Consider the following 20559-nt stretch of genomic DNA (forward strand, 5'->3'; position numbering starts at 1 on the left):
GAACGAGGGACGTGCACTGGCCTACGCCGCCGAGGGCGCCGTGTGGTCCCGGCTCGCCGGGCTCCTGCCGAGGGCCGAGGACGTGGCGGAGGTCCAGGCGTGCTGGGACATCGGGGAGCAGGAGGGCGGGCTCGACCTGCTGGTGAGGAGGCTGCTCGAACAGGGCGTGCGCCTGGCGGAGTCGAGTCGCGCGGAGATCGCGGTGATGGCGGAGCAGTGGAGTGAGTGGGACGCGCTGGGGGCCGGGATCGTCGCGTGTCCGGCCGTGCCGACCGGGGACGCCTCGCTGCGGGTGTTCGAGGACGGCGCCGCGGAGCTGGTGCCCGTGCGGTCCGTGCTGCCGGAGCACCCGTCCGAGCGGACGTTCCTCGTGCCCTGGATCGCCTGTGCGCGCTGCGGCCGGACACTGGCCCGCACCCATGTGCGCGAGGAATGGGCGAACTTGTCGTACCTGCCGGAGTCGTACGTGGTGTTCGCGCCCGGCCGTGACCTCCTGGCGCAGCGACATCGAGCAGGTGCCGGCCATGGCGACGCAGGCCAGGAACGCCGCGCTCAGGGCGGCCACGACGAGCACGTCACGCGTCCAGCCCAGTCCGGCGAAGGCCAGTCCGCACACGGCGATCGAACCGCTCCACGTCGGCCCGAAGCCGAACCGACGGCGGACCCGGGCCACGAGCAGGGAGCCGGCGACCGTGCCGAGCGCGCCGGCCGCCATGACCGCGCCGACGATGCCGTCGTCGTGGCCGAGGTCGTGCTTGAGGTGGTAGATGACCAGGTCGGTCAGGCCGAGGGTGAGGAAGCTGAAGGCGAACAGCAGGACGGTCAGCGCGCGCAGCACCGGATGCCCGTACAGGAAGCCCACCCCGGCGCGCAGGTCCTGCCACAGCCCGGTCCGCCGCGCCGCCCGCTCGTCGTCGGCGGGGCGCCGCCGTAGTCGTACCGCGGCCAGACAGGCCGCCGAGACGCCGAAGCTGGCCGCGTCCACGCCGACGGCCGCGGCCGGGCCGGTCCACGCGGCGACCACACCCGCGCCCAGTGGTCCGAGCACACCCGCCGCGGCGGCGGTCGCGTTGAGCCGCCCGTTGGCCTCGGTGAGGCGGGCGGTGCCGACCAGGCCGCGTACGACGGTGACATAGCCGACGGCGAAGAGCATGCCGACGGCCTCGCCCAGCGGCAGGACCACGTACAGCAGCCCGACGTGCGGCCCGAAGAGCCACACCAGGGGGATCACCCCGTACAGCACCATGCGGACGAGATCGCAGCCGATGAGGAGCCTGCGCCGGTCCACCCGGTCGACCACGGCCCCCGCGAACAAGGCCGCCACGACCGAGGCCGCCCCGCCGACGGCCGTGAGCAGACCCATCCTGGCGAGCGACCCGGTGGCCTGGAGCACCAGCAGGGGCAGCGCGATCATGGCGAAGGAGTCGCCCAGGAAGGAGAGGGTCTGCGCGGTCCAGAAGACCGTGAAGTCCCGTTGCCGCCAGAGAGGTCGCCGAGGTAACGGGCCGGTGTCCCGGGTGCCGTCGAGCGGCTCGTCCTCTTTGTGCGCCCCGTGCGTCACCCCGCACCCTTCCCCCGTCCGCGGCCACCTTCCCCGGCCACCTTCCCCGGCCACCTTATGTCGCCGGGTGACGGCTCGCGGCGGTCAATGACCTGGGGGCGGGGCCGAATCGAGACAGGTTGTGCGCATGCGCAGCGCGGCGTTTCTGCCGGGCGGTTTCACATGCGAGAAAACCCTTCCTAGTACCCCGGTTTCGCAGGGCCATGCAGGATCGTCACCGTCCCGATCACAGTGGCTCAGGACATGCCCCGAGCTTTGTTGCAGGGATGGAGCGTGGGATAGCCTGCGGCGTATTTTTCTCATCGCGCAGATCCGTGAACTGCGGAAATGCATGCACGAAAACGGGCCACGGAGTGATCGGCCCGGAGGGGTTCCGAGTCCTCGGCTGTGAGGGCTCTTGGGGAGCGGAACGAGGGTGCGCATGACCAGCAACAGCACCGGAGTCGTCGACGCGGCCTGGGGTGATCAGGAGTTGCGTCAGCTTCTGGCCGGCCTGACGGCCGTCCGGGACGGAGATTTCGGCACCCGCCTGCCGGACGACGCCGACGGCCTCATGGGCGACATCGCCAAGGTCTTCAACGGCATGGTGGACCAGTTGTCCGTGTTCACCTCGGAAGTCACCCGGGTGGCCCGCGAGGTCGGCACCGAGGGCACCCTCGGCGGGCAGGCCCAGGTGCCGGGTGTCTCGGGCACCTGGGCCGACCTGACGGACTCGGTCAACGCCATGGCGGGCAACCTGACCACCCAGGTCCGCGACATCGCCCAGGTGGCGACGGCGGTCGCCAAGGGCGACCTCTCCCAGAAGATCGACGTACCCGCGCGCGGCGAGATCCTCCAGCTGAAGGAGACCGTCAACACGATGGTCGACCAGCTGTCCGCGTTCGCCGACGAGGTCACCCGGGTCGCTCGCGAGGTCGGCAGCGAGGGACGCCTCGGCGGGCAGGCCCAGGTGCCGGGCGTGGCCGGGGTCTGGCGCGACCTCACCGACTCCGTGAACCACATGGCGGGCAACCTCACCAGCCAGGTGCGCTCCATCGCGCAGGTGACCACGGCGGTGGCGCAGGGCGACCTCTCGCAGAAGATCACCGTCGACGCGCGCGGCGAGATCCTGGAACTCAAGTCCACCATCAACACGATGGTCGACCAGCTGTCCGCGTTCGCCGACGAGGTCACCCGCGTCGCCCGCGAGGTCGGCACCGAGGGACGCCTCGGGGGCCAGGCGGACGTCAAGGGCGTCAAGGGGACCTGGCGGGATCTCACCGACTCGGTGAACTTCATGGCGGGCAACCTCACCGGCCAGGTCCGCAACATCGCGCTGGTGGCGACCGCGGTCGCCAAGGGCGACCTCTCGCAGAAGATCACCGTCGACGCGCGCGGCGAGATCCTGGAGCTGAAGAACACCATCAACACGATGGTCGACCAGCTGTCCGCCTTCGCCGACGAGGTCACCCGGGTCGCCCGCGAGGTCGGCACCGAGGGACGCCTCGGTGGGCAGGCCCAGGTGCGGGGCGTGTCGGGCACCTGGAAGGACCTCACCGACAACGTCAACGTGATGGCGTCGAACCTGACCGGCCAGGTCCGCTCCATCGCCCAGGTCGCCACCGCCGTGGCGCGCGGCGATCTGTCGCAGCGGATCACGGTCGAGGCCAAGGGCGAGGTCGCGGCGCTGGCGGACGTCATCAACACGATGGTCGACACGCTGTCGGCGTTCGCCGACGAGGTCACCCGGGTCGCCCGCGAGGTCGGCACCGAGGGACGCCTCGGCGGGCAGGCGCACGTGCCGAACGTGGCGGGCACCTGGAAGGACCTCACCGACAACGTCAACTCGATGGCCAACAACCTCACCGGCCAGGTGCGCAACATCGCGCTGGTGACGACCGCGGTGGCCAGGGGCGACCTGTCGAAGAAGATCGACGTGGACGCGCGCGGCGAGATCCTCGAGCTCAAGACGACGATCAACACGATGGTCGACCAGTTGTCCGCCTTCGCCGACGAGGTCACCCGCGTCGCCCGCGAGGTCGGCACCGAGGGACGTCTCGGCGGTCAGGCCGAGGTGGAGGGCGTGTCGGGCACCTGGAAGCGCCTGACGGAGAACGTGAACGAGCTGGCGGGCAACCTGACCCGGCAGGTCCGCGCGATCGCCGAGGTCGCGAGCGCCGTCGCCGAGGGGGACCTGACCCGTTCGATCACGGTGGACGCGTCCGGCGAGGTCGCCGAGCTCAAGGACAACATCAACTCCATGGTGGAGTCCCTGCGCGAGACCACCCGGGCCAACCAGGAGCAGGACTGGCTCAAGACGAACCTCGCCCGGATCTCGGGCCTGATGCAGGGCCATCGCGACCTGCCCGTGGTCGCCGAGCTGATCATGGACGAGCTGGTGCCGCTGGTGTCGGCCCAGTACGGCGCCTTCTACCTGGCCGAGGACGGCGACGGCCGGCCCGAGCTGCGGCTCGTCGGCTCCTACGGCTACCCCGACGACGACTCCCGTCCCGCCCGGATCCCCTTCGGCCGCACCCTGGTCGGCCAGGCCGCGCGCAGCCGGCGCACCATCACCGTGGACGAGCTGCCGCCGGACTACGTGACCATCTCCTCCGGTCTCGGCCAGGTGGTGCCGACCGCGCTGGTGCTGCTGCCCATCGTGGTCGAGGGCCAGGTCCTCGGTGTCATCGAGCTGGCGTCGGTCACCCCGTTCACGCAGACCCACCAGGACTTCCTGGCCCAGCTGATGGAGACCATCGGCGTCAACGTCAACACCATCGTGGCCAACGCCCGTACCGACGAGCTGCTCGTCGAGTCGCAGCGCCTTACGGGTGAACTGCAGTCCCGTTCCGCCGAGTTGCAAGTGCAGCAGGAGGAACTCCAGCGCTCCAACGCGGAACTGGAGGAGAAGGCCTCGCTGCTGGCCGCCCAGAACCGGGACATCGAGGCGAAGAACCTGCAGATCGAGCAGGCGCGGCAGGAGCTGGAGACCCGGGCCCAGCAGCTGTCGCTGGCGTCGAAGTACAAGTCGGAGTTCCTGGCGAACATGAGCCACGAGCTGCGCACCCCGCTCAACAGCCTGCTCATCCTGGCCCAGTTGCTGGCCCAGAACCCCTCGCGCAACCTCACCCAGAAGCAGGTCGAGTACGCGCAGATCATCCACTCCGCCGGTTCGGACCTGCTCCAGCTGATCAACGACATCCTCGATCTGTCGAAGGTCGAGGCCGGGAAGATGGACGTCACCCCGGAGCGGGTGGCGCTGCGGCAGCTCATCGAGTACGTCGAGGCCACCTTCCGGCCGATGACGACGCAGAAGAGCCTCGACTTCACGGTGACGACCGCGCCCGGCGCTCCCGCGGACCTGCTCACGGACGACTCCCGGCTGCGCCAGGTGCTGCGCAACCTGCTGTCGAACGCGGTGAAGTTCACCGAACGGGGCAGCGTGGAGCTGAGCATCGAACCGGCGGCGGACGACGCGGTGCCCGAGGGCGTGATGCGGGGCGGGGCCGTGGTGGCATTCCGGGTGCGGGACACCGGTATCGGCATCCCGGAGCAGCACCTGGAGACGATCTTCGGCGCCTTCCAGCAGGCGGACGGCACGACGAGCCGCAAGTACGGCGGAACGGGCCTGGGCCTGTCCATCACGCGGGAGATCGCCCATCTGCTCGGCGGTGCCGTCACGGTGGACAGCACACCCGGCCAGGGCAGCACGTTCACGCTGTTCCTGCCGGTGGCCCGGGCCGACTTCGAGGAGGTGCTCACTCACGGCCGGCCCCCCGAGCGGCTGTCGGACGAGGCCCTTCCCGAGGGGGCGTCCACGGCGGCGCCGGTGGCGCAGATCGGTCCGGGGCCGCGGCCCCGGCGGCTGCTCATCGTGGAGGAGCGGCCGCGCGGTCTGCTGACGCTGGTCGCGGAGAGCGTCGTGACCGATCTGACGCACGGCCGGGAGGACGGTGGGCCGCGGCCGTCGGTCGACATCATCACCGCCGTCGGGGCGCAGGAGGCGGCCGGTGCCCTCGCGGCCGAACCGTGCCACTGCGTGGTCGTGGAGCTGGGTCTGCGCGACGGGGAAGCGTCGCGGTTCCTGCAAGCCCTGGAGGGCGACTCGGCGCTGGCGAGCGTGCCGGTGCTGGTGCACAACGGTCACCGCTCGGACGCGTCCCTGGAGGAGACGCTGCGGTCCGGCTCCTCGGGAGGGGCACTGGAGTTCCTGTCCAGCCTCGACGAACTGCGCGAGCGCATCGCCCTGCACCTGGCGGCCGAGGAGCCCGGTGAGGTGCTGTCCCTGGTGAGGACCGAGGAATCGCCGAGTCTGGCGCCGCACCCCCTGGACGTGCCGCCGGCTGGGCGTACGGTCCTGGTGGTCGACGACGACGCGCGCAACCTCTTCGCGCTCAGCGGGATCCTGGAGCTGCACGGCTTCCGGGTGCTGCACGCCGAGAACGGGCGGAGAGGGATCGAGGCCCTGGTGGACAACCCGGACGTCGCGCTCGTGCTGATGGACGTGATGATGCCGGAGATGGACGGTTACACCGCGACCGCCGAGATCCGCAGGATGCCGCAGTACGCCGAGCTGCCCATCATCGCGGTGACGGCGAAGGCGATGCCCGGCGACCGGGAGAAGAGCCTCGCCTCGGGCGCCAGCGACTACGTCACCAAGCCGGTCGACACGCACGACCTCATCGCGTGCGTCCGCCGCTGGCTGCCCGCGTGAGCCCGCCGCCGCCCGTCCGGCGCGTCGGCTCGGCGCCCGTCCCGCACAGCGGCGGGGCGCCGGCCCCGTGCGCCGGTCGGGCGGCCACGCCGTACACCGGCAGGCCGGGCGCCCCGCAGCGTCTCCCGTTCCGCGCGCCAGCGCGCTCAAGCCGAGGAGCCTCCACACCGTGAGCATGTCCGAGCAGCCGCCCGAAACGGGTCCGGACGGCGAGCCGCGGCTCGAACCCTCCACCACCCCGCCCTCTTCCACCGTGCCGGTGCTCCCCGACGACCCCGCCTCGCAGCTCGTGTCCCCGGAGGGGCCACCCGCGGATCCCGTGGGCGCCACGCCCGCCTCACCGGTGGGCCGGCTGGCGGCGACCGTGGAACGGCTCAGCCGGGAGGTGCGGGCCGCGCAGGCGGAGGCCGAGGGGCGTGCCCTGATCGAGCTCGCCAAGGGCATCCTGGTCGAACGGCTGGGGTGCGGACCCGCCCAGGCCGCCCGGCAGTTGGCCGAGCTGGCCGAGCAGGCGCAGCTGACTCCCCTGGAGTTCGCGGTCGACGTCATCAACCAGGCCGCCCGGGACCGGATGTCCGAGGTGACGGACGCGTTCCTCGCCGCCACCCGGGCCGCCGACGGGGCGGAGGCCGACTCGGTCGCCGTACGCCTGCGCGCGGCCGAGAGCGGCGCGCTGGCCGCGGACGACACGCAGGCGGTCGCCGACGCCCTGCTGGAGCAGGCGCTGCGGCCGCTCGGCGCGGTGGCGGTGGCGATCTGGGCCGCCGGGCACGACGGTTCGCTCACCCTGGCCGGCAGCGCCGGGTTCTCCCCGGCCGAGGCCACGCGCTGGCGTTACGTCCCCCCGGACGTGGCGACGGTGGCCCGGTCCGGACTCACCGAACGCGCGGGACAGTGGATCACGTCCCTCGGGAAGGCCGGGCTGCCCAGCATCGGGCTGCACCAGCATCCGGAGGGCGGCCGGGCCGCCCTGCCCGCGGGCGTCGGCGGGCGTATCCACGGGGTGCTGGAGATCGCCTGGCCGACACCCCTGTCGAAGCAACCCCCGCAGATCGTCCGCCAGTTGGAGGCCCTGGCCGAGCTGTGCGCGCACACGCTGGAGACGTACACCCTGCTGCAGGGTCCCAGCCACGAGCCGCGTCTGCTGCCCGACGCCGCGGAGCTGATGGACCTGGCGGACGGGCTGCACGACCCGGCCCTCGTGCTGGTGCCGCACCTCGACGGCGCGGGGCAGCTGGTGGACTTCCGCATCCAGCACGTCAACAGCCGCTTCCTGGACCCGGCCGGAAGGCCTCGGGCGATGGTGAGCGGCGCGCTCCTGCTGGAGGCGTACCCGATCGCGGCCGGGGAGAGCGAGCTGTTCCAGCGCGTCGAGCGGGTGTACGCCACCGGTGAGCCGTTCCGGGCCCGCCGGATGAACCTCACCGCCCTCGTCGACCAGGTGCCACTGTCGGCGGTCGCGGACATCAGCATCAGCCGGCACGGCTCCGCCGTCCTGTTCATCTGGCGCATCGAGGACGAGACGGCCCGGCTGGCGAGTCTGCTCCAGCACGCCCAGCGCCTGGGCCGCATCGGTGGCTTCGAGCAGCATGTGCTGACCGGTGAGATCACCTGGAACGGGCAGCTGTTCGACCTGTTCGGGCGGCCGCAGTCGAGCACCCCGGTGCCTCTGGAGGAGCTGCCGGCGCATGCCCACGCGGACGACGGTGTCTCCATCCGTCGCTTCCTGCGCACGCTGCTGCACCAGCGGCGGCCGGCGTCCGCCGCCTTCCGGCTCCAGCGGCCGGACGGGGTGACCCGGCACATCCGGGTCGTCGCGGAACCGGTCCTCGACACCGACGGCCGGTTGCTGCTGGTGCGCGGCGCCTGCCAGGACATCTCGGCCCAGCACTGGACCGAGGTGGCGCTCGCCGCCACCCGTGACCAGCTGGCCCACACCGAGCAGCAGGCCACCGAACGCAACCGGCTGGCCCTGCAGTTGCAGCACGCCATCATGCCGCCCACGCAGGCACCGTTGCGGGTGCCCGACCTCCAGGTGGCGGTCCGCTACCGGCCCGCGGAGACCGAGCAGTTGGTGGGCGGCGACTGGTACGACGCCGTCGTCCTGCCGTCCCGGATGGTGCTGCTGTGCGTGGGAGACGTGGCCGGGCACGGCATCGAGGCCGCGACCAGCATGGTCGTCCTGCGCAACGCGCTGCGCGGCCTGGCGGTGACCGGGGCCGGGCCGGGCCAGTTGCTGTCGTGGCTCAACATCGTGGCGCACAACCTGACGGGCGGCATCACCGCGACGGCGGTGTGCGGTCTGTACGACCCGGAGCGGCGCACGCTCCGCTGGGCCAGGGCGGGCCATCTGCCGCCCGTGCTCGTGCGGGACCGCGAGGCGGCTCCCCTGCCCCTGGTCAAGGGGATGCTGCTCGGCGTACTGCCCGAGGTCACCTACGAGGAGGAAGAGCTCCAACTGAACGGCGAGGACACCTTGTTGATGTACACGGACGGTTTGATCGAGCGCCGTGACCGTTCCGTCGAGGAGTCCCTCACCCACCTCCTCACCGCCGCCCGCGCCGCTCCCACCACCCTCGACCAGCAGCTCGACCGACTGCTGACCTACAGCAGGTCGGACACCGACGACGACACGTGCATCGTGGGGATCCGGGTGGGGTGACGCGCGAGTTCACCTGTTCCTTCGAACAATTCGGCCTGCGCGAGCGTATGACCCTTCAGCGCGCCGAGTCGGGGAAGCGGCTCGGCGCGCACCCTCCCCTCCGGCCGGACAGTCCCGCCATTGCATTAGGCTGCTTCCTAGATCTCCTAGGTTTCTGCGTACGCAAGGCGGTGGCCCCATGCCCAGAGCCGGCCTCACGACCGAGCGGGTCGTCGCGGCGGCGGCCGATCTCGCGGACGAGGTCGGCTTCGAGAACGTGACGGTCTCCGCGCTGGCGCGCCGTTTCGGCGTGAAGGACGCGAGCCTGTACTCGCACGTCAGGAATCTCGGCGACCTGCGCACCCGCATCGCCTTCCTGGCGGGCGGCGAGATGATCGACCGGATCGCCGCGGCCGTCGCCGGACGGGCCGGCAAGGACGCGCTGGCCGCGTTCGCGGACGCCTACCGCGCATACGCCCTTGAGCACCCGGGCCGGTACGCGGCGACGCAGATCCGCATCGACCAGGCCCTCGTCGCCGAGTCTCCCGCCCTGCGCCGCACCGCCGAGATCACCTACGGCATGCTCCGCGCCTACGGCCTCACCGAACCCGACCTCACCGACGCCGTCCGCCTGTTGCGCAGCACCTTCCACGGCTACTGCGCCCTGGAGGCCACCGGCGCGTTCGCTGCCCCGCGCGACGTACGCAGGTCCTGGGACCGGGCGATCGACGCCCTGCACGTCTCACTGACCCACTGGCCTCCCGAGGAGGAGCCCCATGACTGACGCAACGGACCACTACGACGTACGCGGCAGCGGACCCGTACTTCTGATCATCCCCGGTGGCGCGGGCCACCCCATGGGGCTGGGCCCCCTGACGGACGCCCTCGCCGGCCGCTTCACCGTCGTCACCTACGACCCCCTGGGCCTCGCCCACGGTCGCCTCGGCGAGCCGGTCGGCGACCAGCGCGTCGAGGACTGGAGCGAGGGCGCCCACCGCGTCCTGGACGCCGTGCTCGCCGACGGCGACTCCGCCTTCGTCCTCGGCACCAGTGCCGGCGCCGTCGCCGCCCTCGACCTGCTCGCCCGCCACCCCGACCGACTCGGCCGGGTGGTCACCCACGAGCCGCCGGTCGTCGGGATCCTGCCGGACGGGGCGGAGCGACAGGCCGAGTTCCGTGCCGTGTGCGACGCCTACGACACGGCCGGCCTGGACGCGGCGGCCCGGCGCATGACCGCGGTGCTGGCAGGACAGCAGCCGGAGGACGACGACACCGAGCCGCGCCCCCTGCCCCGGTCGGAGGAGTTGAGCAACCCCATGGCTCTCTCCCTCCGCCATGTCCTGCGCCCGTTCACGGCATACACCCCCGCCACCGACCTCCCCGGCATACAGCTCACCGTCGCCGCGGGCGCCGACTCACGCGGCCAACTGCTGCACCGCACCGCCGAGCTCCTCGCCGCGTCCACGCACAGCGAGTTCGTCGAGTTCCCGGGCGGCCATATGGGCACGCTCCAGCATCCCGCCGCCTTCGCCGAGCGGCTGACGGAGACGTTGAAGATCTAGCGCTCGCCTTCTTGACCCGACGCCACCCGCGCAATAGACATGCACATGACCAAAGGGGGGTCGGGCGTGGACACGCCAAGGGGAAAACGCGCGGTCCGGCGTGAGAAGCCGCCTCACGAATGAGTGGGACCGGCCCCGCACAGCCAAGCAAGGGGGAACAGTGAGGAAAGTCAGGTCTGTACTCACGGCCACTGTGCTCACGGCGGCCGGGATGATGCTCGTCGGCCCGGTACCGACGGCGTCCGCGTCGACGCCGGACGGCGCCGTCGCCACCCTCGGACAGCGGACGGTCAACCTCAAGCACGACGGCTGGGGCGACGCCCGCAGCTGCGTGGTGTACTCCAAAACGAAGGTGCGCTGCTTCAAGACCCACGAAGAGGCGGACAAGGCGCTGGGCTACTCCCGCGCCACGGATCCCCTGCTGCGCGGGAGGGCGGACGTCCGGGCCCTGCCGGCCTGCGCGGACGGCTGGACCTGCCTGTACGAACACAGCAACGGCGGCGGACGTCGGCTGATCTTCCGGGACTACTACTGGCAGGACCTCAACCAGTACGACTTCAACGACAAGACGTCGTCCTGGCGCAACCGCCAGTCGAACTCGTACGCCTGGCTCGCCGAGCACGAGGGCGGACGCGGCGGCCAGATCTCCATCAGCCCCAACTCCTACAGCTCCAACCTCGGCGCCTACAACGACTGGGCGAGTTCAGTGGCCGCCTGACGGCGGTCCACCACCAGGAACGGAGCCGCCAGTCGGTGGCGGGCCGGCCTCCTCGCAGCCGCGAGCGGGCCGGCCCGTCACCGGGAGCTCGAAGTCCCCCGCCGACCGAGAGCCTGTACGTCGTCGTACGTCGGTGTCCCGCCCCGCGGCACCCGCCCCGCCCGGATGTCGGCGACCGCCTCCAACGCGGCCCCCAGGGCTCGCCGGTAGAGCAGCGAGCCCAGGCTCACACGACGGACCCCGAGGTCGGCGAGCCGGTGGAGGCCGGGTCCGGTCGGTGAGTAGAGGATGTTGAGCGGGGTGCCGTCGAGGTGGTCCACGAGGGCGGCGATCCGGCCCGGATCGGTGAGGCCGGGGACGAACACGCCGTCGGCGCCCGCCTGTCGGTAGGTGTCGACGCGGGCGAGGGTCTCCTTCTCGTCGCCCTCGCCCAACCAGTACGTGTCCGTGCGGGCGTTGACGAAGAGACCGGGTGCCGCCGACTTCACCGCGGTGACCTTCGCGGCGTGCCGGTCGGCGGGACCGAGTCCGTCCTCCAGGTTGATGCCGACGGCCCCCACGGCCGCCAGTTCCCGGGCGAACTCGCCCACGTCGTCGGGATCCTCGCTGAAACCGCCCTCCGCGTCGACGGAGAGCATGAAGGGCGCCGTACCGAGGGCGAGGGCCAGCCTCAGGGTCTCGTCCCGGGCCGCGGACGCCCCGTCGGGCAGCCCCGCTGCCGCCGCCACGCCGAGGCTCGTCGTACCGACCGCGTGGAAGCCCTGCCCCGCCAGGGCCAGCGCGGAGGCGTGGTCCCAGGCGTTGGGCAGGAGGAGAGGTTCGTCGGCGCGGTGAAGGGCGGCGAAGGGAGTCACGAGAGATCCCCCACGGCGTCGGCGTAGTACTCCGACCCCCTGAGATGCAGGGCCAGTTCACGGAAGCTCCAGCCCTCGCCGGGCGAGGCGTCCAGTTGCTCGTCGGTCAGCGCGTCCAGACGGTTGGCCCAGATCCGCGCGAGCCGGGTGAGGCGGCTGCGTGCCTCGTCGAGGTCCTGCTGGGTGAAGGGCGCGAGATCCGCCTCGCTGGTCAGGGCGGAGGCGTGCCAGTGGTCCGGCCGCGGTTCCTCCCCCGCCAGCCGTGCCTCCATCTCCGCCAGGTGGTCGACCAAGTGATCGGCGACCCTGCGGATCGCCTTGTGCGGGGTGTACACACGGTCGTCGACGTGTGCGGGCTCGCCGTCCCAGGCGGTCCAGGTGGCGGCGAGGGCGAGCACGTGGTCGACCATGCCGGTGACGGCCCGGGCCGGTGTCTCCTGCGGGTTGTCGGTCATACCGGCACGCTAGGTCCCGCTCGTTTCGGCGGCGGCCGAACGATGGGGGCTCAGGCTGCGCCTTCCCGCTCCCCCGCGCTCCGCTCCACGCAGAACTCGTTGCCCTCCGGGTCCGCGAGGGTCACCCAGCCCGTGCCGTCCGGCCTGCGCTGGTCGGAGAAGAGGGTCGCGCCGAGAGCGAGCAGGCGGTCGACCTCCTCGTCGCGAGTGCGGTCCTGGGGCTGGAGGTCGACGTGGACGCGGTTCTTGACGGTCTTGCGCTCCGGCACGGTGACGAAGAGCAGGCCGGCGCCCTCGATCAGCGCCTCCTCGTCGCCGGGCTGGTCGTCCTCGTGCAGGGGCTGCCCCAGGACCTGGGACCAGAAGGTGGCGAGGGCGTAGGCGTCGGCGCAGTCGATCGTCGTGTGACGGATGGCGGAAGTCATGCGGGGATTGTTGTGCACCGGTGATCAGCGGACAACGGGAAGCAGATCATCCGGCCAAAGGAAAGCAATTCCGGCCACGAGAGGCAACCATTCCGGCCGATGCGGTCACTTCAGTGCATGACCTCAGCAAGACACACCAGCACCACCAGCAACACCGGCCATCGCCGTGTCCGGGGCGCCCGTAAGCCCCTGATCGCGGGTCTCGCCGCCACCGCCGCCCTCGTCGGAGCGTGGTACGCGACGGCGGGCGCCGCCCCGGCCACCGCCGACGACCTCACCGTCACCACCACGGCCGTAGGCCTGACCGCCAAGTTCCCGTACCTTTCGGCGGGTTACAACAACACCCGTGAGTGGACGCGCACCGCGACCGCCGTCGCCCCCAACGGCACGCTCCGCGTGGCCTGGCCCGCCGCCGACGGCATCCACGTCACCCCGCTCACCGCCGCCGGGAAGCGCTCCGGCGCGGACACCGTCGTCAAGGGCACCAAGGAGGTCGGCGGGCTGGTCGCGCACAACGACGGCTTCGCACTGCTCACCCGGGTGGCCGACACGAACAAGTGGAAGGAGACCGCGGCCGCGATCGTCCGCTACACGGGCGGCAAGCAGGCCTGGCGCACCAAGCTCACCTCCACCGCCTCCCACGACACCGCTCCGCTGCTGGACGGCCAACTCACCTGGAACGGCAGCAAGTACGGCGCCTACTTCGTCGTGCACGGCGCGGGCGGTTTCACCGACGGCCACTACGGCGACAAACTGTCGTACGTCAGCGCCAAGGGCGCCGAGCTCAGCGGCGGCTGGGCCTGGGGATGCAGCCACAACGAGGGCATCGCCCTGCACCCCGAGAAGACCGGCGCCTTCACCTCCCTCTGCTTCGACGACTGGCGCTCGGGCCTCTTCGTCTCCACCGGGATCGGGGCCCCGGACAACGCCCCGGTCGTACAGCGGGAGCAGTGCTGGGCGGGGTACTGCGGCGGTACCTTCCCCGGTCGGACGGGCGACCTGGTGAAGTCGGCGAGCGGCCGCTACGCCACCGCCTTCGCCTCGCGCGGCGCCGCCTCGGCGAAGAAGAACCCGGACGACTCCAGCGGACGCGGCTGGACGGTGAAGCCCCTGACGAGCACCCACCAGGTGGCCGTCGCCTTCCTCAAGAACCGCAACTCCGGGCCGGGCAAGGCCGTCCGCCTCACCGACGCACCGGGCACGGAACACGTCAACGTCCACCTCGCCCCGTACGGCAAGGACCGGCTCCTGCTGTCCTGGGAGTCGATCAAGAACGCCAAGTGCAAGGACGGCACCTGCACCGGCACCTTCACGGGCACCCATCTGCGTCTCATCGACTGGAACGGCACGTTCCAGAGCCCGGACAAGGTGGTCAACGCCCGTGTCGGCGGTGACATCGCGGTCCTCAAGGACGGAACCCTGACCTGGGCGTACGCCCCCATCACCCCGACCTACGCCACCCTCCTCACGGGCGCCTCGCCGACCACGACCACGCTGCGCATCGCCCGCCTCAAGCCCTGACCGAGGTCACTCCGTCGCCGTGGACGGTACGAGGTCCGGCGAGACGACAGCGCCGTCCGTCAGCCGGACCCGTACCTCCGGACCACCGACCCAGCTCACCTGGAGTTCGTCCGCCCCCGCCACCCGCACGGCCACCGTCTCCTGCAGCGGCGAGGGGTCCCGCTCGGCCGTGAGCCGGGCGAGGGCGACGAAGAGCGTGGCGTCCTCGGAGGTGACTCCGGTGAGCTCGTCGGTGAGGGCGACGGCGGGCCGCAGTTCGGCTCGGACACCGTCCCCGGCCGCCCAGCCGGTGACACGCACCGAAGTCCCGGCAGCCGCTCCCGCCACGAGATGGGCCCGCACCTCCACAGCACCACGCGCGAGCACGAGGCTCGTCACCCGCGCTCCCCCGCCCGCCGTGTGGCGGGAGGCCACCCAGCCGTCGCCCACGCCCAGCGGCTCGATCTCCGTACGGCTCGGATCGTCCGCGACGATCACACTGTTGTCGTACGACGGAGCGGGCCCCGTCGCCGTCGAGTAGGCGAGGCGGGTGTAGTACGGGTCGTAGCGGACGTCCTCGCTGCCGTGGTTGTGGAGGCGGACAAGGCCGTCCGAACTCGTCGACTGAAGAAGCCAGTTGGGCGCGACGATCGGTGTGACGGCGTCGGCGCGCTCGGCCGGCCCCGGTTCCTCGGCGGCCGTCCACACCTCGTGGTCCGCGGGGAGGAGCAGGCCGATGAAGCCCTTGCTCGCCCAATAGGGGGACGCGGGGCCCGAATAGCCCTGCAGGACCTTCTCGTCGGGGCCGTGCCAGCCCAGGGTGAGCAGGCCGCGCTCGTCGACCGCGCCGCGCTCCAGGAAGTACTTCAGCGCGCCGGACGCCAGCCGCCTCGTCTCGCCCGGGGACAGTGGCGTACGGCCCGTCAGCGCGCCCAGCCACAGCGGAACCGTCGTCGCGAACCGGTAGGTCAGGGAGCGGCCCTGGTGCATCGGGGCGCCGTCGGCGCCGAACAGGCGGGCGTAGTCCTCCAGATGCCGCGCGAGCCGACCCCCGTACAGCTCCAGCAGCCTCTCGTCCTGGGCCAGCCACGCGTGCAGCACCGGGTACAGGTGCATCGCCCAGCCGTTGTAGTAGTCGAACTTGCGGCCGTCGCCGTCGGTGTACCAGCCGTCGGCGACGTACCACTCCTCGATGCGCTCGAGCCCCCGGTCGATCGCCTTGCGGGACTCCTCGGTCTCGTAACCGATGTCCTGGAGGAAACCGCCGACGGTGACCGGGAACAGCTCCCAGTTGCAGGGCCAGGGTTCGGCACTCAGAGCGTCCCCGAGCCAGGCCGCCGCCCGCTGCCGTACGCCTTCGTCGAGCCGGTCCCACAGCAGCGGCCGGGTCAGCCGCAGGGCGAGGGCGATCGACGCCGCCTCGACCAGCGGCTGGCTGCGGTCCTCGATGCGGGGCCAGACGCCGAGGACGCCGGCCGCGAGTCCGTCGGCGTAGCGCTGCAGCGCCGTCTCGTCGCGGCGGAAGGCCGCGAGGAGCAGCGTACGGGCGTAGCCCTCCAGACCGTCGGAGAGCCGCCCGGACCAGCTCTGCCGGTCGCCGGGAAGGTGGTAGAGGGCGCGGTCCTCGGTGGCGTACGGCTCGACGGCCGCGAGCAGGGCGTCGGCGGCCGCCTCCCAGTGGGCCCGGGTGTAGCCGGTGCGCGGGCTGAGGGTGCGGTGTTCCGGGGGCAGGTGCATCGCGTCTCTCTTCTTGCTTCTTGCCTTGCGTGTTCAAGACCTGGGACGCCCCGGTTCCGGTCGAGGCGCCCCAGGGGATCTATCCCACCCCGACCTGGCCCTTCGGCACCAGACGCAGGGCGGCCAGTTCGTCGCGGACCAGACCCGCGTAGACCGTGGCCCCGTGGACGGAGGTGTGGGTGTTGTCGCGCTTCTCGTTGTAGAGGTACAGCGCCTTGGAGCCCTCGACGCCCAGGGACTCCACCAGTGCCTTCGTCTTCGCGGTGAGGTCGATCAGGGGCACGTCATGGGCCGCGGCGACGGAGCGGATGACGGCCGGGTGGTCGACACCGAGGCCGTTGACCAGGAGCGCCGTGTTGTTGTTCAGGGTGCCGTCGGCGTTGAACCAGCGCCGCACGATGGGGGTGACGAGGACGGGCTTGCCGCCCTTCTCGCGCACGCCCGCGACCAGGGCCTCCAGGTTGGCCCGGTAGGTCGTCTCGTCGGTGGTCTTGTCGTTGTGGGCGAGCTGGATCAGGACCAGGTCACCGCGGTGGATCCGCGGCTGGACGGTGGCCCAGAGCTGCGGGTTCGCCAGGTAGGTGACCGTGCTCTCGCCGGAGTCGGCGTAGTTGGCGACGGAGACGCCCTTGCGCAGGTACTGGGGCAGCTGCTGGCCCCAGCCGGAGTACGGGTCGCCGGGCTGGTCGCAGACCGTGGAGTCGCCGACGAGGAAGATCTGCCGCGCGTGCCGGGCGGGGGTGACGCGGATGTCGGCGAGGGCCGGGGCCGAGCCGCCGAGGGCGAGGTCCAGGCCGGGGGTGCCGTCGGGGCCGGTGGGTTCGCCCTCGGGGGTGCGGACGTTCACGGTGAAGCCGCGGACGACGCGTTCCCCTGCCGGGGCGGCGGTTTCGGGGAGCAGCGCGCGCCGGGTCTCGCCGGTGACGCTCGTGCTGGAGGCGGTGTCGCCGCCGAGGAGGACCTTCACGTCGTACGTGCCGGGCGGGACGTCGAAGTGGCACGCGGTGGCGGTGCAGTTCTCGAGGCCGAGGGGGCGCGGGCCCCCGTGGGCCTGGGCCGGGACGGCGGTCAGGCCGGTGCTCAGTGTCACCGCCGCCAGTACGGCGAAGTTGAAACGTCTCATTCACGGCTCCTCGGGCAGGGGGCAAGACCTGGCGGCTGGACCGTACCGCTCTTGGCAAGCGCTTTCTAGCCCCTGGATCGATTTCGCAAGATTGCCAACTCCTTGGTCGCGAAAGCCCTTTCGCGAAATCGATTCAGCTGTCACTCTGACCAACCACCCGCTCCCCCCACCTCCCGAAGGAGGCACCCCCACATGTCCGGATCCGTGAACAGACCGGTCCGACGCCGCACCTTCGTCCTCGGCTCCGCGGCGGCCGCCGGCTCGGCCGCGCTCGCCGGTCCGCTCGCCCATGCCGCGTCCGCCGCGGGCTTCGGCTACACGGACGACGGCACGAACTACGTCGTCGACACCGGCGCGAGCCTGGTCTTCAAGGTCAGCAAGTCCAACGGCGACCTGACCTCGCTGGTCTACAAGGGCACCGAGTACCAGGGCTACGGCGGCATGAACTCGCACATCGAGTCCGGCCTCGGCTCCTCCACCGTGTCCGTCAAACAGTCCGGCTCGACGATCCTGATCTCCGTCACGCACGGCACGCTGAAGCACTACTACGCGGCCCGCAGCGGCGAGAACAACATCTACCTCTGGACCAACAAGGCCGACACGTCCGTCTCCGCCACCCGCTACATCGTGCGCGTGAAGAAGGGCCTGTTCCTCAACGACGAGCCGGACTCCTACACGTACACGACCTCCACCATCGAGGCCTCGGACGTGTTCGCGAAGTCCGACGGGCAGACCCGCTCCAAGCACTTCTCCAAGCGCCGCGTGATCGACTACGACTACATCGGCTGGAGCGCCGGCGGCGTCGGCCTGTGGATCGTGCGCAGCAACCACGAGAAGGCCTCCGGCGGCCCCTTCTACCGCTCCCTGCTGCGCCACCAGAGCGCCGACGGCGGCGGCCTGTACGAGATCCTCTACTACGCCCAGAACCAGACCGAGGACCAGCGCTTCGGCCTCCAGGGCCCGTACGTCATCGCCTTCACGGACGGCGGCGCGCCCTCCTCGTCGCTGTTCCCGGGCACGCTGACCACCTCGTGGGCGGACTCGCTGGGCATCTCCGGGTACGTCGGCGCGAGCGGCCGGGGCCGGGTCGCGGGCGTCGGGATCACCGGGCGCAACACGGCGTACCCGTACACGGTCGGGCTCGCCAACTCGACCGCGCAGTACTGGGGTTCGGCGCGATCCTCCGACGGTTACTTCTCGATCGGGGGCGTCCTGCCGGGGACGTACACGCTGACCGTATACAAGAGCGAACTGGCCGTGCACAGCACCCAGGTGACCGTGTCCGCCGGGGCGACCACCACCCTGAACTCGATCGCGATCCCGTCCTCCAACGACCCGGGCAACGCGGGCGCGATCTGGCGGATCGGCGACTGGACCGGCACCCCGAGCGGCTTCAAGAACGCCGACCTGATGACGTACGCGCACCCGTCGGACTCCCGGGCCGCCGCCTGGACCGGCAACGTGGTGATCGGCAGCGGCAGCGAGACCTCCGCCTTCCCCTGCTACCTCTGGAAGGACGTCAACAGCGGTCTGCTGGTCTACTTCAAGCTCACCGCGGCCCAGGCCGCCGCCGCGCACACCCTGCGCATCGGCGTGACCACGGCCTACGCCAACGGCCGCCCGCAGATCGCGGTCAACGCCTGGACGTCGGCCATCCCCTCCCCGCCCACCCAGCCGAGCACCAGGTCCCTGACCAACGGCTCGTACCGGGGCAACAACCACACCTTCACCTACAGCGTCCCGGCCAGTGCCTGGTTGACGGACACCGGCCAGTACAACGTGCTGAAGATCAACGTGGTGAGCGGTTCGGGGGCAGCCTCCTACCTCAGCGCGGGCACCTCGATCGACGCGATCGACCTGCTCGCCTGATGTGACTCAGGTCCCGCGCGTCCACTGCTGGTTGGTGCCGCCGTTGCAGGTGTACGTGATGATCGCGGCCCCGTTGGCGGTGGACGCGCCGTTCACGTCCAGGCACTCGCCGCTCGCGCGGGACTTGACGTTGACGTACGAGCCCGAGGTGGTCAGCGACCACTGCTGGTTGGTCGCCGAGCCGTCGCAGTTCTCCTGGGTGACGGTGTTCGCGTTCTCCCGCACGCACAGGGAGCTGTTGCGGACCACCAGCTGGTAGTAGCCGCCGCCGACCGACTTGAACCAGTACTTCTGGTTGGCGCCGCCGTTGCAGTCGTACTGCTTGAGCTGCGCCCCCTGCCACAGCGACTGGCTGGTGACGTCGGCGCACCTGGAGGAGTGCCGGGCGATCAGCGTGTTGTACGTGGCGCTCGTCCCGGTGACGGTCCCGGCGGCCGTGTCGACGGTGACCTCCGGAGTCCAGGACATGGACATCGAGGTGGCCGAGGGGAAGGTCAACGGCAGCCACACGTAACGGGAGTCGTTGACGGTCCCGCCGAACGAGTTGCCCCAGCGGTCGCCCATGTAGAGGTACGAGGTGCCCGACGTGCCCTGCACCGGAAGGACGTACGCGGTCTGCGAGCCGTACGCCGTGGAGTCGCCGACGTTGGTCATCGCCGACCAGGGGCCGGACAGCGAGGTGGCCGTCGCGTACTGCTGCTGGTTGGGGTCCCAGCCGGTCGCGCCCGAGGTGAGCATGAAGTAGACATTGCCCCGCTTGAACAGCGCCGGCGCCTCGCGGTGACCGCCCGGCCAGGGGTTGGCGACCAGGCTCGCGATGCCGGTGTAGTCGGCGGTGAGCCGGTAGATCTGCAGGTCGTAGTTCTCGCGGGCGGCGGAGACCATGTAGCCGGTGCCGTCGGTGTCGACGAACGTGGTGATGTCCCGGGACATGTGCTGGCCGAGCGGGCGGAAGCTGCCCTGATAGGTGTAGTTCCCGTCGACGGTGCTGGAGACGGCGACGGCAGCGCGGGCCTCGCTGTAGTCGACCCCGTTCTCCTTGTGCATCCACATCACGAACTTGCCGGTGGACGCGTTGTAGATCACCTTGGGCCGCTCGATGTAGGCGGTGTTCAGCTCCGTCGCGCTGGACTGGGTCAGGGCGCGGTTCCTGAACTCCCAGTTCTTCAGGTCGGTGGAGCGGTAGACGTCCACGGAACGGAAGGTGTTGTCGGCGTTGCGGTCCTCGCCGAACCAGTAGTAGTAATTCCCGACCTTGATGACACCGCCACCGTGCGCGTGCAGGGCGGCGCCCGAGGTGTCGGTGAACTGGACGCCGTTGGGGACGGTCTGGGGGGCCGCCTGGGCGGGTCCCGCCGTGACGAGTGCTGCGGCCACCGCCAGACAGACGGCGAGGAGGATCGCGTACGCACGTCTCATCT

The 20559-nt window shown here is 71.1% G+C and carries 13 protein-coding genes and 1 pseudogene; 7 read left to right on the top strand and 7 right to left on the bottom strand.

The window, feature by feature from the left end; all coding sequences use genetic code 11:
- Nucleotides 1-484: 484 nt before the first annotated feature.
- Nucleotides 485-1561: pseudogene (locus IG99_RS08490) on the bottom strand (MFS transporter); the annotation flags it as partial.
- 421 nt (nucleotides 1562-1982) lie between these two features.
- Between IG99_RS08490 and IG99_RS08495 the strand changes: the two are divergent.
- The 5 genes from IG99_RS08495 to IG99_RS08515 all read left to right on the top strand — a co-directional run bounded on the left by IG99_RS08495 (nucleotide 1983) and on the right by IG99_RS08515 (nucleotide 11175).
- Nucleotides 1983-6254 (top strand): HAMP domain-containing protein, encoded by a 4272-nt coding sequence (locus tag IG99_RS08495; protein ID WP_037671541.1) that lies wholly within the window; start codon nucleotides 1983-1985, stop codon nucleotides 6252-6254.
- A 175-nt stretch (nucleotides 6255-6429) separates the two neighbouring features.
- Nucleotides 6430-8916, top strand: a complete 2487-nt coding sequence (locus tag IG99_RS08500) for a SpoIIE family protein phosphatase (protein WP_078947585.1) — start codon at nucleotides 6430-6432, stop codon at nucleotides 8914-8916.
- 178 nt (nucleotides 8917-9094) lie between these two features.
- The gene (locus IG99_RS08505; RefSeq protein ID WP_037671546.1) at nucleotides 9095-9679 is read left to right on the top strand and encodes a TetR-like C-terminal domain-containing protein; all 585 of its coding nucleotides are present in this window, start codon (nucleotides 9095-9097) and stop codon (nucleotides 9677-9679) included.
- Nucleotides 9672-10457, top strand: coding sequence for an alpha/beta fold hydrolase (locus IG99_RS08510; protein ID WP_037671549.1), 786 nt, complete (start codon nucleotides 9672-9674; stop codon nucleotides 10455-10457). The genes IG99_RS08505 and IG99_RS08510 overlap by 8 nt, the downstream gene beginning before the upstream one ends.
- Before the next feature lie 160 nt (nucleotides 10458-10617).
- On the top strand, nucleotides 10618-11175 hold the full coding sequence (locus IG99_RS08515) for a peptidase inhibitor family I36 protein (RefSeq protein WP_037671550.1): 558 nt from the start codon (nucleotides 10618-10620) through the stop codon (nucleotides 11173-11175).
- Between the two features lie 77 nt (nucleotides 11176-11252).
- Here the strand turns inward: IG99_RS08515 and IG99_RS08520 are convergent, their stop codons facing one another.
- The 3 genes from IG99_RS08520 to IG99_RS08530 are packed head-to-tail and all read right to left on the bottom strand — an operon-like array spanning nucleotide 11253 to nucleotide 12909.
- Complete coding sequence (locus IG99_RS08520) at nucleotides 11253-12029, bottom strand: isocitrate lyase/PEP mutase family protein (RefSeq protein WP_037671551.1); 777 nt, start codon at nucleotides 12027-12029, stop codon at nucleotides 11253-11255.
- The gene (locus IG99_RS08525; RefSeq protein ID WP_037671553.1) at nucleotides 12026-12484 is read right to left on the bottom strand and encodes a hypothetical protein; all 459 of its coding nucleotides are present in this window, start codon (nucleotides 12482-12484) and stop codon (nucleotides 12026-12028) included. The genes IG99_RS08520 and IG99_RS08525 overlap by 4 nt, the downstream gene beginning before the upstream one ends.
- A gap of 50 nt (nucleotides 12485-12534) precedes the next feature.
- Complete coding sequence (locus IG99_RS08530) at nucleotides 12535-12909, bottom strand: VOC family protein (RefSeq protein ID WP_037672202.1); 375 nt, start codon at nucleotides 12907-12909, stop codon at nucleotides 12535-12537.
- 117 nt (nucleotides 12910-13026) lie between these two features.
- On the opposite strand from IG99_RS08530, the gene IG99_RS08535 reads away from it, so the two are divergent.
- A complete protein-coding gene (locus tag IG99_RS08535; RefSeq protein WP_037672203.1) occupies nucleotides 13027-14430 on the top strand; it encodes a hypothetical protein in 1404 nt (467 codons plus the stop codon).
- Between the two features lie 6 nt (nucleotides 14431-14436).
- On the opposite strand, the gene IG99_RS08540 is transcribed toward IG99_RS08535, so the two are convergent.
- Both IG99_RS08540 and IG99_RS08545 read right to left on the bottom strand, forming a co-directional pair.
- On the bottom strand, nucleotides 14437-16146 hold the full coding sequence (locus tag IG99_RS08540; protein WP_037671554.1) for a DUF2264 domain-containing protein: 1710 nt from the start codon (nucleotides 16144-16146) through the stop codon (nucleotides 14437-14439).
- Between the two features lie 79 nt (nucleotides 16147-16225).
- On the bottom strand, nucleotides 16226-17269 hold the full coding sequence (locus IG99_RS08545; RefSeq protein ID WP_037671557.1) for a rhamnogalacturonan acetylesterase: 1044 nt from the start codon (nucleotides 17267-17269) through the stop codon (nucleotides 16226-16228).
- Between the two features lie 192 nt (nucleotides 17270-17461).
- Here IG99_RS08545 and IG99_RS08550 point away from each other — a divergent pair, with 192 nt between their 5' ends.
- On the top strand, nucleotides 17462-19138 hold the full coding sequence (locus tag IG99_RS08550) for a rhamnogalacturonan lyase B N-terminal domain-containing protein (protein WP_037671559.1): 1677 nt from the start codon (nucleotides 17462-17464) through the stop codon (nucleotides 19136-19138).
- 6 nt (nucleotides 19139-19144) lie between these two features.
- On the opposite strand, the gene IG99_RS08555 is transcribed toward IG99_RS08550, so the two are convergent.
- Nucleotides 19145-20557, bottom strand: a complete 1413-nt coding sequence (locus tag IG99_RS08555; RefSeq protein ID WP_037672204.1) for an RICIN domain-containing protein — start codon at nucleotides 20555-20557, stop codon at nucleotides 19145-19147.
- Nucleotides 20558-20559: the final 2 nt, after the last annotated feature.

Source organism: Streptomyces griseus subsp. griseus (assembly GCF_000720255.1).
In the GTDB taxonomy this organism is placed as follows: Bacteria; Actinomycetota; Actinomycetes; order Streptomycetales; family Streptomycetaceae; genus Streptomyces; species Streptomyces griseus_I.

Excerpts from the sequence above, each read along its gene's own strand:
- IG99_RS08495 (WP_037671541.1), top strand. The coding sequence starts at position 1,983 with ATGACCAGCAACAGCACCGGAGTCGTCGACGCGGCCTGGGGTGATCAG.
- IG99_RS08500 (WP_078947585.1), top strand. The coding sequence starts at position 6,430 with ATGTCCGAGCAGCCGCCCGAAACGGGTCCGGACGGCGAGCCGCGGCTC.
- IG99_RS08505 (WP_037671546.1), top strand. The coding sequence starts at position 9,095 with ATGCCCAGAGCCGGCCTCACGACCGAGCGGGTCGTCGCGGCGGCGGCC.
- IG99_RS08510 (WP_037671549.1), top strand. The coding sequence starts at position 9,672 with ATGACTGACGCAACGGACCACTACGACGTACGCGGCAGCGGACCCGTA.
- IG99_RS08525 (WP_037671553.1), bottom strand. The coding sequence starts at position 12,484 with ATGACCGACAACCCGCAGGAGACACCGGCCCGGGCCGTCACCGGCATG.
- IG99_RS08530 (WP_037672202.1), bottom strand. The coding sequence starts at position 12,909 with ATGACTTCCGCCATCCGTCACACGACGATCGACTGCGCCGACGCCTAC.
- IG99_RS08535 (WP_037672203.1), top strand. The coding sequence starts at position 13,027 with ATGACCTCAGCAAGACACACCAGCACCACCAGCAACACCGGCCATCGC.
- IG99_RS08540 (WP_037671554.1), bottom strand. The coding sequence starts at position 16,146 with ATGCACCTGCCCCCGGAACACCGCACCCTCAGCCCGCGCACCGGCTAC.
- IG99_RS08545 (WP_037671557.1), bottom strand. The coding sequence starts at position 17,269 with ATGAGACGTTTCAACTTCGCCGTACTGGCGGCGGTGACACTGAGCACC.
- IG99_RS08550 (WP_037671559.1), top strand. The coding sequence starts at position 17,462 with ATGTCCGGATCCGTGAACAGACCGGTCCGACGCCGCACCTTCGTCCTC.
- IG99_RS08555 (WP_037672204.1), bottom strand. The coding sequence starts at position 20,557 with ATGAGACGTGCGTACGCGATCCTCCTCGCCGTCTGTCTGGCGGTGGCC.